The organism is Haemophilus parahaemolyticus (assembly GCF_018373095.1).
In the GTDB taxonomy this organism is placed as follows: Bacteria; Pseudomonadota; Gammaproteobacteria; order Enterobacterales; family Pasteurellaceae; genus Haemophilus_A; species Haemophilus_A parahaemolyticus_A.
This window is the reverse complement of record NZ_JAHAHT010000037.1, coordinates 1-14,914: the sequence shown is the minus strand read 5'-3', so window position 1 is coordinate 14,914 and position 14,914 is coordinate 1. Positions and strand designations below refer to the sequence as shown.

Annotated in this window: 11 protein-coding genes and 2 pseudogenes; 6 read left to right on the top strand and 7 right to left on the bottom strand. The window is 40.9% G+C overall.

Annotation, left to right across the window (positions count from 1 at the left end):
* Positions 1-3 precede the first annotated feature (3 nt).
* Positions 4-81: pseudogene (locus KH943_RS05350) on the top strand (6-phosphofructokinase); the annotation flags it as partial.
* 41 nt (positions 82-122) lie between these two features.
* Here KH943_RS05350 and KH943_RS05345 read toward each other — a convergent pair.
* The 5 genes from KH943_RS05345 to mepM form a co-directional block, all read right to left on the bottom strand.
* A complete protein-coding gene (locus tag KH943_RS05345; RefSeq protein ID WP_304108605.1) occupies positions 123-833 on the bottom strand; it encodes a TIGR00153 family protein in 711 nt (236 codons plus the stop codon).
* Positions 834-1,047: 214 nt separating this feature from the next.
* On the bottom strand, positions 1,048-1,896 hold the full coding sequence (locus tag KH943_RS05340; protein ID WP_304108603.1) for an OmpA family protein: 849 nt from the start codon (positions 1,894-1,896) through the stop codon (positions 1,048-1,050).
* 138 nt (positions 1,897-2,034) lie between these two features.
* The gene (gene recJ, locus KH943_RS05335; protein ID WP_304108600.1) at positions 2,035-3,750 is read right to left on the bottom strand and encodes a single-stranded-DNA-specific exonuclease RecJ; all 1,716 of its coding nucleotides are present in this window, start codon (positions 3,748-3,750) and stop codon (positions 2,035-2,037) included.
* Positions 3,751-3,753: 3 nt separating this feature from the next.
* Positions 3,754-4,467: a bifunctional protein-disulfide isomerase/oxidoreductase DsbC gene (gene dsbC, locus KH943_RS05330; protein ID WP_304108597.1), complete on the bottom strand. Its 714-nt coding sequence runs from the start codon at positions 4,465-4,467 to the stop codon at positions 3,754-3,756.
* 18 nt (positions 4,468-4,485) lie between these two features.
* Positions 4,486-5,874 carry a murein DD-endopeptidase MepM gene (gene mepM, locus KH943_RS05325; RefSeq protein ID WP_304108608.1) on the bottom strand — a complete coding sequence of 463 codons (1,389 nt, stop codon included), beginning with the start codon at positions 5,872-5,874 and terminating at the stop codon, positions 4,486-4,488.
* A 209-nt stretch (positions 5,875-6,083) separates the two neighbouring features.
* Here mepM and znuC point away from each other — a divergent pair, with 209 nt between their 5' ends.
* From znuC to odhB, 3 genes are all read left to right on the top strand, one after another.
* Positions 6,084-6,896 (top strand): zinc ABC transporter ATP-binding protein ZnuC, encoded by an 813-nt coding sequence (znuC, locus tag KH943_RS05320; protein WP_304108594.1) that lies wholly within the window; start codon positions 6,084-6,086, stop codon positions 6,894-6,896.
* A gap of 166 nt (positions 6,897-7,062) precedes the next feature.
* A complete protein-coding gene (gene sucA / locus KH943_RS05315; protein ID WP_304108591.1) occupies positions 7,063-9,876 on the top strand; it encodes a 2-oxoglutarate dehydrogenase E1 component in 2,814 nt (937 codons plus the stop codon).
* A 30-nt stretch (positions 9,877-9,906) separates the two neighbouring features.
* A complete protein-coding gene (gene odhB / locus KH943_RS05310) occupies positions 9,907-11,136 on the top strand; it encodes a 2-oxoglutarate dehydrogenase complex dihydrolipoyllysine-residue succinyltransferase (RefSeq protein WP_304108588.1) in 1,230 nt (409 codons plus the stop codon).
* An 81-nt stretch (positions 11,137-11,217) separates the two neighbouring features.
* Here odhB and rmuC read toward each other — a convergent pair whose 3' ends face one another.
* On the bottom strand, positions 11,218-12,798 hold the full coding sequence (gene rmuC / locus KH943_RS05305; protein WP_304108586.1) for a DNA recombination protein RmuC: 1,581 nt from the start codon (positions 12,796-12,798) through the stop codon (positions 11,218-11,220).
* A 91-nt stretch (positions 12,799-12,889) separates the two neighbouring features.
* Entirely contained in the window at positions 12,890-13,606 is a 717-nt protein-coding gene (gene rph / locus KH943_RS05300) for a ribonuclease PH (RefSeq protein ID WP_304108584.1), read from the bottom strand.
* Between the two features lie 82 nt (positions 13,607-13,688).
* On the opposite strand from rph, the gene KH943_RS05295 reads away from it, so the two are divergent.
* Both KH943_RS05295 and KH943_RS05290 read left to right on the top strand, forming a co-directional pair.
* Positions 13,689-14,552, top strand: coding sequence for a YicC/YloC family endoribonuclease (locus tag KH943_RS05295; RefSeq protein WP_304108582.1), 864 nt, complete (start codon positions 13,689-13,691; stop codon positions 14,550-14,552).
* 26 nt (positions 14,553-14,578) lie between these two features.
* A pseudogene (locus KH943_RS05290) lies at positions 14,579-14,914 on the top strand (folate-binding protein YgfZ); the annotation flags it as partial.

Here is a 14,914-nt window from a genome sequence, read left to right as displayed (position 1 = left end):
ACCATTCTGGGCCACATGCAGCGCGGCGGAACGCCTACCTGTAAGGACAGGGTATATGCCTCCATCATGGGAGCCAAGGCAGCAGAGCTTCTGGCCGCAGGCAAGAGCAACCGTCTGGTAGCCTATAAGCACGGTGAGTTTGTGGATTTCGATATCCAGGAAGCCCTGAATATGACAAAGGACATCCCGGAAGAGCAGTATGAGATTGCCAAGATGCTGATTCGCTCAATACATTTATATAAAAACATAACATCAATTGGGTTTAATTCCTCTTCTAAGCCGAAAAGTGTACGACGTAGGGCAATTTGAAGTTGATCCGTATCATCTTCGATTTTATCTAGCTCTAAAATCATGTCATTCACGAAGTGACGTTCTCGACCTCGGAAACCTGTTTCAAGTAACTCATCAAGCTCACCTAATACTTTTCGCACTTGGCGACAAGAATCAAGGCTACGGAAGATAAATTGACGAAATGCGGGTTGCATAATTTCTGGCACTTCCAAATGACGGCCAATAACACGAGTTGCGATATCTTTTGAATAGTTTGCTAATTTATCCAGTTGCGTAACAATTTCTAATAAATCTGAGCGTTCAACGGGAAGGAATAATCCGCGAGGTAATTTTAAGCGAATCTCACGTTTGAGGAGGTCAGCATTACGTTCCAATTCCACAATATGGTTTCTAATTTCTTCTGCCGCATCCCAATCGTGATTGAAAGAGGCTTCAAAAAAGGGGTCTAACAGCTCACTGCATTCAGTTACTTTTACAGAGAGTTGTTTGAGAGGTTTGAGTGGCGATTGTGCGAATAAACCTAAAATGTTATTCATTGCCATAAAATTTCTCCATTATAATTAATTTAAAATAATCTTGCTGTGAAAAGTAGACAAAATCGGACACATTTTACTTGATGTTATGTTTAAGTGTAAAGAATGTTATCCGATTACACTGAAATAATAGAAAGGGCTAAGTACAAACTTAGCCCTTGAATCAAATAAATCTATAAAGGAGAAGCTTTTCTTATCTTATTTCTTCGTCTATTTCTAGAAATTATTTACCAGAGTTATATGCTGGTGTTTGGTAAAGTGGTGCAGGACCGTTAGGGCCTGCAACGTTACCACTTTCGCTTTGTTTTAATATACCACCGTTAGCAAAGATTTCTACACGGCGGTTTGGACGTAAACAATCTTTCTCGGCTTGACCGCTCATACCTTCACAAGCTTTCACTTGGTTAGCTTTACCGTAACCAACAGCCTCAATTTGTGCTGTTACACCTTGTTCGATTAAACGAGCTTTAACCATATTGGCACGACGGTTAGATAAGTCTAGGTTATATTCTACTGAACCCATACGGTCTGTATAACCAGCAACTTTAACTTGTTGAGCACCAGAAGATTTTAATTGCTCAGCAACGTTATCAACAACTTCTTTACCTTTAAGAGTTAATATATCTTTGTCGAAGTCAAATAAGAAATCACCGCTTAAATTGTACGATGCATTACCATTACAGCCGTTTGGATACCAGAAGAAGCTTTGTGCATTCATGTTTTTGTCAAAACCAATTTTGAATTGACAGATTTTGTGAATACCATTCTCACGGTAGTTAAAGGCATAGTCCCACTCACGAACACCATATAAGCCTTCGCTGAAGTGAGGACGGCCAATCAGGTAATAAAGTTGATCTTTATTCATACCACGTTCTATTTGACGAACGTTTTCCCAGTTTGGCCATGAACCAAATTGTGAACCGTCATGGTTAAAAACTGATTCAGAGATCTTCGGAAATACAGGATCTTCAATAAAACCATTATCGGAGACTTTACTTAAATTACCACAAGCAGCAATAGCTATTGCAGTCGCTGATAATAATATGCCACGAAACATTGTTGTTGTTTTCATAATATTAATTTCCTTTTATAAAAAAATATTTAAATATAAAATTTAATTTTAATCCTATTATATCTAATAGAATAAGTGAAATTGGAGAAAATTTTACAATACAATGCAATGAATTTCTATATTTATTCAATATAATTATTAAACAATTATATTCTCTACTCGTAGCTGTAAATTCTTATTGCCTTTGTATTCATTTATGTCAAGTTTGTAAATGATTTTGGCTTGTTTAATCGAAAGATCGGGGAATAATCGGGTATTAATATTAAACCAAATGGCATCTAACAACATACCTTGCTGATTTTCTACCATCATTTTAAGATGACTGCCGCCCAGCAATCGCTGCTGCAGAATTTTAAAATCTCCCTCAAAAGTAGGTTCTGGGAAATGTTGCCCCCAAGGTCCTGACTGTTGCAATAGAGTTGCAATTTCTAGTGAAAATTCGCCCGCTTGTAATTCGCCATCGGTGTAAATAACGCCTTGTAATAATTCGGGTTCAATCATTTCGTTAATCACTTCATCAAAAATTTTCTGGAATTTAATAAAATGATCTTGGTGAATGGTCAAACCTGCTGCCATAGCATGCCCACCAAATTTCACAATTAAATCAGGATAAAGCGTATCAATTCGCTCTAACACATCTCGCATATGTAACCCTGCAATTGAGCGTGCAGAACCTTTGATAAATTTGCTTTCTTCACTCTCTTGGGCAAAAGCAATCACAGGGCGATGAAACTGATCTTTAATACGAGAAGCCAAAATACCAATCACACCTTGATGCCAGTCAGGCTGATAAAGTGTTATACCGTGAGCTTGACCTTTTTGCGAGAGTTTTGGTAATTTCGCACAAATCGACAGAGCCTCTGTTTTCATCTCTTGTTCAAATTCTTTACGGGTTTGATTGAGGCTATCTAGCTCAAATGCTAATTGGCGAGCTACATCCATATTATCCGCAACGAGCAATTCTACACCGAGTGACATATTTTCTAATCGCCCTGCTGCATTTAATCGCGGTGCAATCGCAAAGCCTAAATCAGCTGCCTGTAAATGACTTAAATCGCGTTTACTCACCTCAGCCAAGGCTTTAATCCCTGCTCGACAAGCACCAGAGCGAATACGGCTTAATCCTTGGTGGACTAAAATGCGATTATTGTGATCAAGTGGTACAACATCGGCAACCGTACCCAGTGCTACTAAATCGAGTAATTCAGCTAAATTGGGTTCGGTGCCAGTAAATAGATTTTCTTCCCGCATCTTGCCACGCAACGCCAGCATTACATAGAACGCAACACCTACACCTGCTAAGGATTTTGATGGAAAGTCACAATAGGGCAGATTAGGGTTAACCATCGCATCGGCATTTGGGAAGCTATCCGCAGGTAAATGATGATCGGTAACAAGAACTTGGAGACCTTGTGATTTCAAATACTCAATCCCTTCAAAAGAGGAGATACCATTATCGACGGTAATGACTAAATCAGCCCCTTTAGCTACCACCATTTCCGCCACGCTTAGACTTAGTCCGTAGCCTTGTGAGAAACGATCGGGAATCAAATATTCTACTTGGGTAAAACCTAGCTGACGTAATGTCAATAAAGTCAATGCTGTACTGGTTGCACCATCCGCATCAAAATCGCCTACAATTACAATTCGAGATTGCTTTTTGTAAGCCTGTACCAAAATTCCGACCGCTTGTTCAATACCCGCTAACTGCTGTGGACGATGTAAAAACTTCAAAGTTCGTTCAAGCTCTTGCACTGATTGAATGCCTCGGCTTTGATACAAACGGTTTAACAGCGGATGATCAGAGAGTTTTTCCTGCGTTAAAAGCGGTCGTTTTTTTATAATTTTTTGCACAATCTATTTTTCTTCCGCCAACATTTTTGCAAGCTGTTTTGGCTCCACGTAACCACCAATTACACTACCTGTTTCGGTAACCATATAAGGAGTTCCAGTAACACCAAATTGAATCCCTAAATCGTAATGTTTTTTCACAATATTCGGTGCTTTTAATGTTTTTGGTAATTCGCCATTTTCTGCGTCATTTAATGCTTTCACTTTATCCGTTGCCGTCCAGATTGCTTCCATTTGTCTTGCAGTTTGTGTGTTCATTCCACCGCGTGGGAAAGCTAAAAAGCGAAGGGTAATACCTTCATCGTTATACTCTTTAATTCGTTGATGCACTAAATGGCAGTAATGGCAGGTAATATCCATAAAAATATTTACCACATACTTTTCATTTTTAGCGGGGTAAGTGACCATCTCATTTTGTAACGCATTTAACTCAGCCATTTTAGATTGATGCGTAATATCAGTTACCTTACCATTTTTAAGTTCTAATACTTGGATCTGACCATTTAAGACATAATGTCCATCGTTGCTGATGTAAACCACACCTTCATTTGAACTTGCCGTTTTAAAATTAGGGATTGCCGAATCACTAATACGAACATTTGTTGCTCCCATTTTTTCAAGAGTTGCTTTTAAATTCGCATCATCTGCTATTACATTTGCAGAGATTAATCCTGCTGAGAATAGGGTAAAGCCTAATTTAGCCATTTTGTTTTTTTTCATAAAATCCTACTTTTTGTTTTAAAATTTAAGTTTTGCTTGAACATTTTTTGCACGTTCTAAGAAGTTTTTACGCTCTTTACTTGCCATATCAGAGCCTGAGCCAGGTAATTTTACCGTCATTGGATTTACTGGCCTGCCATTAATATGAAATTCATAGTGCAAATGAGGTCCTGTTGAACCGCCCGAATTGCCCGATAGCGCAATCCGTTCCCCTTTTCGCACTGTTTGCCCTTTTTTCACTAATGGTTTACTCAGGTGCATATAGACGGTTGTAATATGCCCGTGACGAATTTTTATATAACGTCCAGCACCTTTCGCTTGGAATGCCACGTGCTCAACTAAGCCATCACTCGGTGCAATAATTGGTGTCCCTGTTGGAATGCTGAAATCCACCCCATTATGTGGACGTACTCGTTTAGTAATCGGGTGTAAACGACGTGGGTTAAACGGTGAAGAAACCCGAGCAGTAAACAACAACGGCTGACGGGCAAAGCCTTTCGTTAGTGTTTCTCCGTGATTGCTATAATAACGTCCGTTTGAGGCTTGGATAGCATAATAGCGTTTTTTACCACTTTCAATCAAAATCCCTTCCACGTTGCCGACATCGGTTACCGTATCATTGATATATTCGCGGCGAACTAAAATGGCAAAGCGATCGCCATTTTTGAGTTTGCTGGTTGCAATTTGTGATTGTAATCCGACCGCTAGTTGATTGATCTGACGATCTGATAGCCCAACATTTCGCAAACTAGTCATGAAACTGCCTTGAATCTCACCTTTTACCACATCTTGCTGCCAAATACCTTTTTTCTCAATGCGTTGATAAGTGAACTTGCCATTTTCTTGGCGTTCATAAATGCGTTCTTCTTTTTCAGAAACCAACCAATTGAGGTATTCCAATTCGCCAAAGTTGTCTAATACCCAGTAGAATTGTTGTTCTGCTTCAAGTTTGCTCAAAGCAGGGTATTGGCGAATTAAGGCTTTTGCTGTATCGTCGCTCAAACCAGACTGTTCCAGCACATCAGCTAATTTATCGCCTTTGGTAACAACATAGCTAAATTGATCTTGAATGCGTAATGCCTCATCAGCAATATTGACAATATCGCTAATCAATTGCTCTGCTTCTTCAGGCAATTTTTCTTTTACGATTTTTGGTTTGTTTTCTGCTCCCTCTTCTTCGTCATCTTCAGAAGAAAGTTCATCATCATAAGAAGTGGCATTTAGGTCTTCGGTTAAATCTTGTTTTTTTTCTGTTTGTTTGGTGTCTGAATTAGGGTTTTCAATATCATCAACAATTTCATTATCTAAATCATCTAAAATAATAACGTTTTCTTGTGATGACGTATTCAATGGTATTTGTTTTTTTAATGAAAGAGCGATGCCAATACCAATAGAAAGTACCGCTATCAAAAACAGAAATATTCTAATTTTCTTTTTTTTCCGTCTTCGATCCCTTGCGAAAATAATGCGAGACAAAATATATCCTGTGCGTTTTTATGTAAATTTACTGGAAATTTTCGACAAGATTGTAAAAGAAAAATTCCATCTTGTCATTTAGATAAAAATCCGTTAAGTTGAGCTACCAAATAAATCCACAAATTTTTTATAAAAACAGTATGAAAATACATCAAATCACACCGTTAACCCGCTCAAAAAAATCGCCGAACCAAATCAAAGGTGAAGAGTTAGTTTCTCTTAAACAAATTGAAGTAGAATTTAATGGCAATAAGGCGTTGCAAAATATCAATTTGACTATTTACGCCAACGAAATAATGACCATTGTTGGACCAAACGGTGGGGGAAAATCGACATTATTAAAAGTATTACTCAAGCTACTGACACCAACAAAAGGCAAAGTGGAACATAAGAAAGGATTAAAAATTGGTTATGTGCCTCAGAAATTGCACCTCGATCACTCTATGCCGATTACTGTGAAAAAATTTCTCTCACTTAAGCCTAATTGCAAGCCATTTGCGATTGATGAAGCGTTAAAGCTCTTTTCGATTGAACATTTAGCTGATAACAGTATGCAAAAACTCTCTGGTGGAGAATTACAGCGTGTATTGCTGGCTAGAGCCATTTTAGACAAACCACAATTGTTAGTATTAGATGAACCGATGCAAGGGGTGGATATTTTAGGACAGACAGAACTTTATCAGCTATTAAATAATACACGCAGTTGGCTGAATTGTGCGATTTTAATGGTTTCGCATGACTTAAATATTGTGATGGCAAATACAGACGAAGTGATTTGCGTGAACCGTCATATTTGCTGTGCAGGAACACCTGAAGTGATTACCAACGATCCGCATTTCATTCACTTTTTTGGCGATCAGTTTGCTCAGAATTTGGCGTTTTACTCGCACCATCATAACCATCATCATAATTTACACGGCGATGTATGTAGTGGGGTTTGTCAGTGTAATTAAATAAATTTCTTCGTATTTACTTCATTCAGTATGAGCATCTCAAGCGGTCAATTTTCTTCTTCGATTTGCTAAAAGGTTGTTAAAAATATGACATTGCTCACAGTTCTTACTCCAAAATTAGAGTATAATTGGAAAGTCCTATACAACCCATACAGGTTAGACTGCTATGCAATATCAATACAAAAACTTTGATGATTGGCTCGCCTCCAGCCCTTTCGGTGGCTCAAACCAAACTTACGTAGAAGAAATTTACGAACAATATCTAGACGATCCGAACTCCATTGATGTGTCTTGGAAAGCCATTTTTGATTCCTTCCCTTCAACCACAGTAGTTGAGCAACCTCATTCTCAAGTGCGTGATTATTTCCGCAAGCTTGCCCGTGAAAATATCCCAGAAGCAGTAACCGTTGTAGATCCAGAAGCAAGCACAAAACAAGTGCGTCTATTGCAATGGATTAACGCATACCGCTTCCGTGGTTACACACAAGCAAACCTTGACCCGCTCAACTATTACCGCTGGAAAACCTCAAGTGTGCCTGAATTGGATTACCATTATCACGGCTTTAGCGAGGCGGATTTAAACGAAACAATGACGGTCGGTAAATATGTGTTTGGTAAAGATACGATGAAGTTTTCCGATCTCGCGAAAGCATTAAAAGAAACCTACCTTGGCACCATTGGGCTTGAGTTTATGCACGTGCAAGATATGACACAACGCAACTGGCTCCAAGCGAAGATGGAAAGCGTATTGAATAAACCACTTTTCTCAAAAGAAGAAAAAGTAAATTTACTTTCAGAATTGACTGCTGCTGATGGTTTGGAGCGCTACATTGGGGCGAAATTCCCTGGTGCGAAACGTTTCTCACTTGAAGGTTCTGATGCGTTTATCCCAATGATGAAAGAGATTATCCGCCACGCCAGCCGTCAAGGTGTGAATGATGTGGTGATGGGAATGGCACACCGTGGACGCTTGAATATGTTGGTCAATGTACTCGGTAAAAAACCTGGTGAACTCTTTGATGAATTTGCAGGCAAACACGCAGACGATAACCGCACGGGCGATGTAAAATATCATCAAGGTTTCTCTTCCGATTTTGCTGTGGATGATAAAAATGTTCACTTAACTCTTGCGTTCAACCCCTCTCACTTAGAAATCGTAAACCCTGTAGTTGTAGGTGCCGTACGTGCTCGTCAAGAACGAGCGGGCGATAAAACAGGCGACCACGTGTTAGCGGTTACCGTGCACGGTGACTCTGCGGTAACAGGTCAAGGCGTAATGCAAGAAACCTTAAATATGGCAAACGCTCGTGGTTATACCGTAGGTGGCACAATCCGCATCGTGATCAATAACCAGATCGGCTTTACCACGTCGAACCCGAACGATACTCGCTCAACAGAGTTCTGTACTGATATTGCTAAAATGATCCAAGCACCAATCATCCACGTAAACGGTGATGATCCAGAAGCGGTCGCTTTTGCAGCACGAATGGCGGTGGAATATCGTACTCTATTCAAACGTGATATTTTCATAGATTTAATCTCTTATCGCCGCCACGGTCATAACGAAGCAGATGAGCCATTAGCAACGCAGCCGATGATGTATAGCATCATTAAAAAACACCCAACTCCACGTAAAGTATATGAAGATCGCTTAGTGTCTGAAGGTGTTATCAATCAAGATGAAGCTATTGCAATGATGAATAATTACCGCGATGCGTTAGACCAAGGCGAATGCGTTGTGCCAGAATGGCGTGAAATGGATATGGCAGCTGTCGATTGGTTACAATATCTCAACTACGACTGGACAGCTTCTTACGAAAACCAATTTCCTCAAGATCGTTTCTTAACTCTTGCAAAACGTGTAGCAGAATACCCTGAAAATGTCAAAGCCCATTCTCGCGTTGAAAAAATTTACAATGATCGTAAAGAGATGGCTGCTGGTAACAAACCATTCGATTGGGGAATGGCGGAAACCATGGCGTATGCGACTTTATTAGATGAAGGCATGCACGTGCGTATTTCAGGTGAAGATGCAGGTCGAGGTACCTTCTTCCACCGCCACGCAGTTGTTCACAACCAAAACGACGGTACAGGCTTTGTACCTCTTACACACTTACACGCCAACCAAGGGCGTTTCCAAGTGTGGGACTCTGTACTTTCTGAAGAAGCCGTACTTGCCTTTGAATATGGTTTTGCCACTACAGACCCGAAAACCTTAACCATTTGGGAAGCCCAATTTGGTGACTTTGCCAACGGTGCACAAATTGTGATTGACCAATTTATCAGCTCTGGAGAACAAAAATGGGGCAGAATGTGTGGCTTAGTGATGCTACTTCCTCACGGCTATGAAGGACAAGGCCCAGAGCACTCTTCAGCTCGCGTTGAACGCTACTTACAACTTTGTGCTGAACAGAACATCCAGGTGTGTATCCCAAGTACGCCAGCACAGGTTTATCATATGCTTCGCCGTCAAGCGATCCGCAAAATGCGTCGCCCATTGGTTGCCATTACACCAAAATCATTGCTCCGTCATCCACTTGCGATTTCTTCATTAGAAGAACTTACGGAAGGCACATTCCAAAATGCAATTGGAGAAATTGATGCCATTGAACCAAGCCAAGTAAAACGTGTGGTAATGTGTTCAGGCAAAGTGTTATACGATTTAATTGAAGAACGTCGCAAAAAAGCACAAACTGATGTGGCAATTGTTCGTATTGAACAGCTTTACCCGTTCCCTTACGAAGAGGTAGCAAAAATCCTTGAACCTTATACTCACGTAACTAATTTCGTATGGTGTCAAGAAGAACCTCAAAACCAAGGTGCTTGGTATTGCAGTAAACATAATTTTGAATACGTCATTCCTAAAGGTGCAAAACTTTCTTATGCAGGCAGACCAGCTTCTGCCGCACCAGCGGTGGGCTACGCTTCATTACATAACAAACAACAACGTGAATTGATTGAACAAGCCTTAACGCTTTAATTTAGGCTTGAGATAAAAAAGGAACTAGATATGACAACTGAAATTCTTACTCCCATACTCCCTGAATCGGTTGCTGATGCAACTGTCGCAACTTGGCATAAACAAGCGGGGGACCGAGTAACCCGTGATGACGTCTTAGTCGAAATCGAAACCGACAAAGTCGTTCTTGAAGTGCCTGCACCAGTAGATGGAGTACTTGTTGAAATCACTCAAGCAACAGGTGCAACTGTGGTATCTTCCCAATTGTTAGGAAAAATTGATACCGCACAAGCGGGCGATTTTATCCAAAATGTTGCAAATAATGATGTTGAACCTACTCCAGCAGATCGCCAAAAATCAGCAATTGAAAACGACCATTCAGATGCCGACTCTCAAGGTCCTGCCATCCGTCGTTTACTAGCAGAACACGGCATTGAAGCGAACCAAGTGCAAGGCACAGGCGTAGGTGGTCGTTTAACTCGAGAAGATATCAACGCTTACCTCGCAAAACGTGAAGCACAACAAGCCAAAGCGAATATTGCTACCGAACAAAACACCGTGAGCACTGTGGCTTACTCTGCACGTAGCGAAAAACGCGTGCCAATGACCCGTTTACGCAAACGTATTGCAGAACGCTTACTTGAAGCAAAAAACAGCACGGCAATGCTTACTACTTTCAATGAAGTAGATATGCAACCAATTATGAATTTACGCAAACAATACGGCGATAAATTCGAAAAACAACACGGCGTACGTTTAGGCTTTATGTCGTTCTACATCAAAGCAGTAGTGGAAGCATTAAAACGTTATCCAGAAATCAATGCCTCTATTGATGGTGATGATGTGGTTTATCATAATTACTTCGACATCAGTATTGCAGTTTCCACCCCGCGGGGATTAGTTACCCCAGTGCTCCGTAATTGCGATAAACTCTCAATGGCAGACATTGAAAAAACGATTAAAGAGTTAGCAATAAAAGGGCGTGATGGAAAATTAACCGTAGAAGACTTAACTGGCGGTAACTTCACGATCACCAACGGCGGAGTGTTTGGCTCATTGATGTCAACCCCAATCATCAATCCGCCGCAAAGTGCAATTTTGGGTATGCACGCCATCAAAGACCGCCCTGTAGCCGTTGATGGTCAAGTGGTTATCCGCCCAATGATGTATTTGGCTCTCTCTTATGACCACCGTTTAATTGATGGCAAAGAGTCTGTAGGATTCTTAGTTACTGTGAAAGATTTATTAGAAGATCCAACACGTTTGTTGTTAGAAATCTAATAGTTTAATTGAAAGGAAATAGGGCGAATGGAAATTCGCCCTATTGCTTACTGTGCTTTTGTCTATTATGTCCTATGTGGCTTATTCGTACTTCTCCACCAACAATTCCAATCTCGCCGTATCCAAATCATTCTGTATAAATTCGACTTGCGGTACATTTTGGCTGGCTTTAGTTGAAAGCTGTTGGAAACGTTCAACTTTACCAAGCAAACCTTGTCGTCCAACCAAAGCAGTGACTGTTTGATTGTACTGATTATTTACAGTATTTAGTGTGTTGCCAAGCTTACTCAAACGTTCAGCAATGGTACACACTTGGTTGTAAATATCACCTGCTTTTTCGCTGATCTCACGAGCTTCGCTGTTACCTCGTTCAATTCGCCAAAGGTTTGCGACTGTGCGTAAAATCGGCATTAGCGTGGTGTACGAAACCAAAATCACATTACGTTCATAACCAAAGTTAAAGAGCTGAGGATCGTGCTTCATTGCCTCAATGTAAGCAGGCTCAATCGGCACAAACATCAGCACAAAATCAGGGCTTTTCACGCCTAAAAGTGAGCTATAATTTTTCTTGGAAAGCCCATCAATATGTGCCCGCAACGAGCGGCAGTGTTCATCGAATGCTTGTAACACTTCGGATTGATTTTCGGCACGAATTGCTTTGTCATATGCTACCAGCGAGACTTTGCTGTCGATAATTAAATGCTTGTTATCAGGCAAATGCAATACAAAGTCAGGAGCAAAACGCTTGCCCTCTTCATCGCGAAAATTTTCTTGAGCCACATAATGCTCATTTGCCAATAAACCCGCCGATTGCAACGCACTTTCTAGTTGCACTTCACCCCAGTTACCTGCGATTTTATTGTTGCCTTTCAAAGCAGTTGCCAAATTTTGTGCTTCTTCTGACATCGACACACCAATTTGTAACACTCGCTTGATCTCTGCTTCCAAGTTTGCCGTGCCTTTAAGCGACTCGCTATGCACTTCATTCACACGTTTTTGGAAGCCTTCGATTTGCTCTTTAAATGGTTTGAGTAATGCATCTAATGAGGATTGATTACTTTGAGCGAAAAGTTGGCTTTTTTCTTCTAAAATCTGTTGAGCCAGATGTTGAAATTCCACATTTAGCTGCTGTTTTACCTGCACAAAATTGCGTTGTTGCTCTTCAAAATTTGCCTGTTTTTCGTTTAAAGTCGTGCGTAATTCAGTTAGTTCATTTTGCGATTGAGTGAATTGTCCATTCAAGCGTTGGCATTCTTGTTCTTTTTGGTTCAAACGTTGATGGCTAAAAGCAAGCTGTTCTTCCAAGCTCTCCGCCTTCGCTTGTGATGCCCCAATGCGTTCTTTCAACTCGTTGATGTAGCTCTCTTGCTGATCTTCCAACTGAGCTGCTTGCTCAATTTTCGCTTGCAAGCGGTGAATTTCGCTCTCTTTTTCGCTAATACGATTTTCCGCATTTTCGGAGCGAACTTTATACTGCACAGCCCATTGTTCTACCTGTGATTTTTCAGTCGCAAGCTGTTCTGCTTTTTGCGAAAGTTGGGCAAGTTGAACTTTCTGTTCTGCCGCTTCGTTTGCTAAGCGAGAATACAGAAAAAAGAGGGTAATGGAGAGAAAACTGAGTAAAATTAAGCCGATGTAAAGCCAGATTGGATCGATTGTCATAGATGCTAAATGTGGGGCGGACTTCAGTCCGCCAGTTAAAGAAATGAAATGGCAGACTGGAAGTCTGCCCTACCAAATAAATGATGGAAAATTATAGATTTAACGCTTCACGTTGTGCTGCAACTAACTGGTTAATCCCTTGTTTTGCAAGGTCTAACAAATGCAATAATTCATCGTGTGAGAACGGTTCGCCTTCTGCAGTGCCTTGCACTTCAACCATTCTGCCATCTTCAACCATTACCACGTTCATATCGGTTTCCGCATTTGAATCTTCCACATATTCCAAATCACAAACCGCTTCGCCATCCACAATACCAACAGAAACCGCAGCGACTAAGCCTTTAAGTGGGCTGGTTTTAAGCGTACCATTTTCGATTAAGTGAGCAATGGCATCATGTAGTGCTACACAAGCACCAGTGATAGATGCGGTGCGCGTGCCACCATCGGCTTGAATCACATCGCAATCCACGGTAATAGTGCGTTCGCCAAGTGCTTTAAGATCGACCACAGCACGTAAAGAGCGTGCGATTAAACGTTGAATTTCCATCGTTCTGCCTGTTTGCTTGCCTTTTGCCGCTTCGCGTTGTGTGCGAGAGTGCGTCGCACGTGGCAACATACCATATTCCGCCGTTACCCAGCCTTGTTGTTGCCCTTTTAAGAAACGTGGCACGGTTTCTTCAATGGTTGCATTGCAAAGCACTTTGGTTTCGCCAAATTCAATTAATACAGAGCCTTCAGCATATTTTGTATAGTGACGAGTGATTTTTACAGGACGGATTTGGTTTAATTCGCGATTATTCGGACGCATAGTTTTTCTTTCCTTCTACTAAAATTCTTGGCTATTTTACAGTACAATAAGACAATTTTCATTATAAAACAGGACAATCAAGATGATTTATAGTATGACTGCCTTTGCTCATTTAGAAATAAAAAAAGAGTGGGGCAATGCAGTGTGGGAAATCCGCTCTGTCAATCAACGCTTTTTAGAAACCTATTTCCGCCTGCCTGAAGCCTTCCGCCATTTAGAAATGGGCTTACGCGAACGTCTGCGTAACTCGCTTACTCGCGGGAAAGTGGAATGTAGCCTACGTGTAGAATTAGCACAAGCGAGCAACAATAAAATCGCATTAAATAATGATTATGCAGAACAAGTTATCGCTTCGCTTAAAACTTTGCAGGGCATTGCGGGAGAAGGGGAGATCAACTTGGTGGATGTGCTACGTTACCCTGGTGTGGTAGATGCACAAAGCCAAGATTTAGACCAAATCACCCAAGATTTATTGGCAGGTTTCGAGCAAATATTAACCGATTTTATTGCGATGCGTGGACGCGAAGGGGCAAATTTACAAGCGATTATTCAACAACGCCTAGACAGTATCGCAGAGATTGCTCAAAGCGTGCAAAACCAAATGCCAGAAGTGTTGCAATGGCAAAAAGATCGCCTGCAACAACGCTTTGAGGAGCTTAATCTACAACTTGATCCACAACGCTTAGAACAAGAAATGGTACTCACCGCACAGCGTGTCGATGTGGCGGAAGAATTAGACCGCTTGCAATTGCACGTAAAAGAGACTAGCTCAATCCTTAAAAAAGGCGGTGCAGTAGGACGTAAATTAGACTTTATGATGCAAGAGCTCAATCGCGAGTCCAATACACTGGCTTCAAAATCAATCAATGCCGATATTACTAATTCTGCGGTGGAATTGAAAGTGCTTATCGAGCAAATGCGTGAGCAAATCCAAAATTTAGAATAGAAAAAGGATTTTTTAAGGACTTAAAAATGAAATGCGAATGTAATCAAATTAGCAAAATCTATCCCGAACTTTGCGTATTACTTGAACAATATCGTTTGATTGAAATTGCAGGAGTGGATGCAGAAAAATATCTGCAAGGGCAATTAACTTGCGATGTGGCGAAGCTTGAAGTAGCCAGCCACACACTGACTTGCCACTGTGATCCCAAAGGCAAAATGAGTGCCTTGTTCCGTTTATATCGAGCGAGCCAAGAGCAATTTTTTGCCATCATCCATCAAGATTTATTGCCTGAGGCTTTAACTCAGCTCAAAAAATATGCGGTGTTCTCGAAAGTGACTTTCACCGAATTAGATACCAAACTC

Coding starts and splice junctions, on each gene's coding strand:
- KH943_RS05345 (WP_304108605.1), bottom strand. CDS start 833: ATGGCAATGAATAACATTTTAGGTTTATTCGCACAATCGCCACTCAAA.
- KH943_RS05340 (WP_304108603.1), bottom strand. CDS start 1,896: ATGAAAACAACAACAATGTTTCGTGGCATATTATTATCAGCGACTGCA.
- dsbC (WP_304108597.1), bottom strand. CDS start 4,467: ATGAAAAAAAACAAAATGGCTAAATTAGGCTTTACCCTATTCTCAGCA.
- znuC (WP_304108594.1), top strand. CDS start 6,084: ATGAAAATACATCAAATCACACCGTTAACCCGCTCAAAAAAATCGCCG.
- sucA (WP_304108591.1), top strand. CDS start 7,063: ATGCAATATCAATACAAAAACTTTGATGATTGGCTCGCCTCCAGCCCT.
- odhB (WP_304108588.1), top strand. CDS start 9,907: ATGACAACTGAAATTCTTACTCCCATACTCCCTGAATCGGTTGCTGAT.
- rmuC (WP_304108586.1), bottom strand. CDS start 12,798: ATGACAATCGATCCAATCTGGCTTTACATCGGCTTAATTTTACTCAGT.
- rph (WP_304108584.1), bottom strand. CDS start 13,606: ATGCGTCCGAATAATCGCGAATTAAACCAAATCCGTCCTGTAAAAATC.
- KH943_RS05295 (WP_304108582.1), top strand. CDS start 13,689: ATGATTTATAGTATGACTGCCTTTGCTCATTTAGAAATAAAAAAAGAG.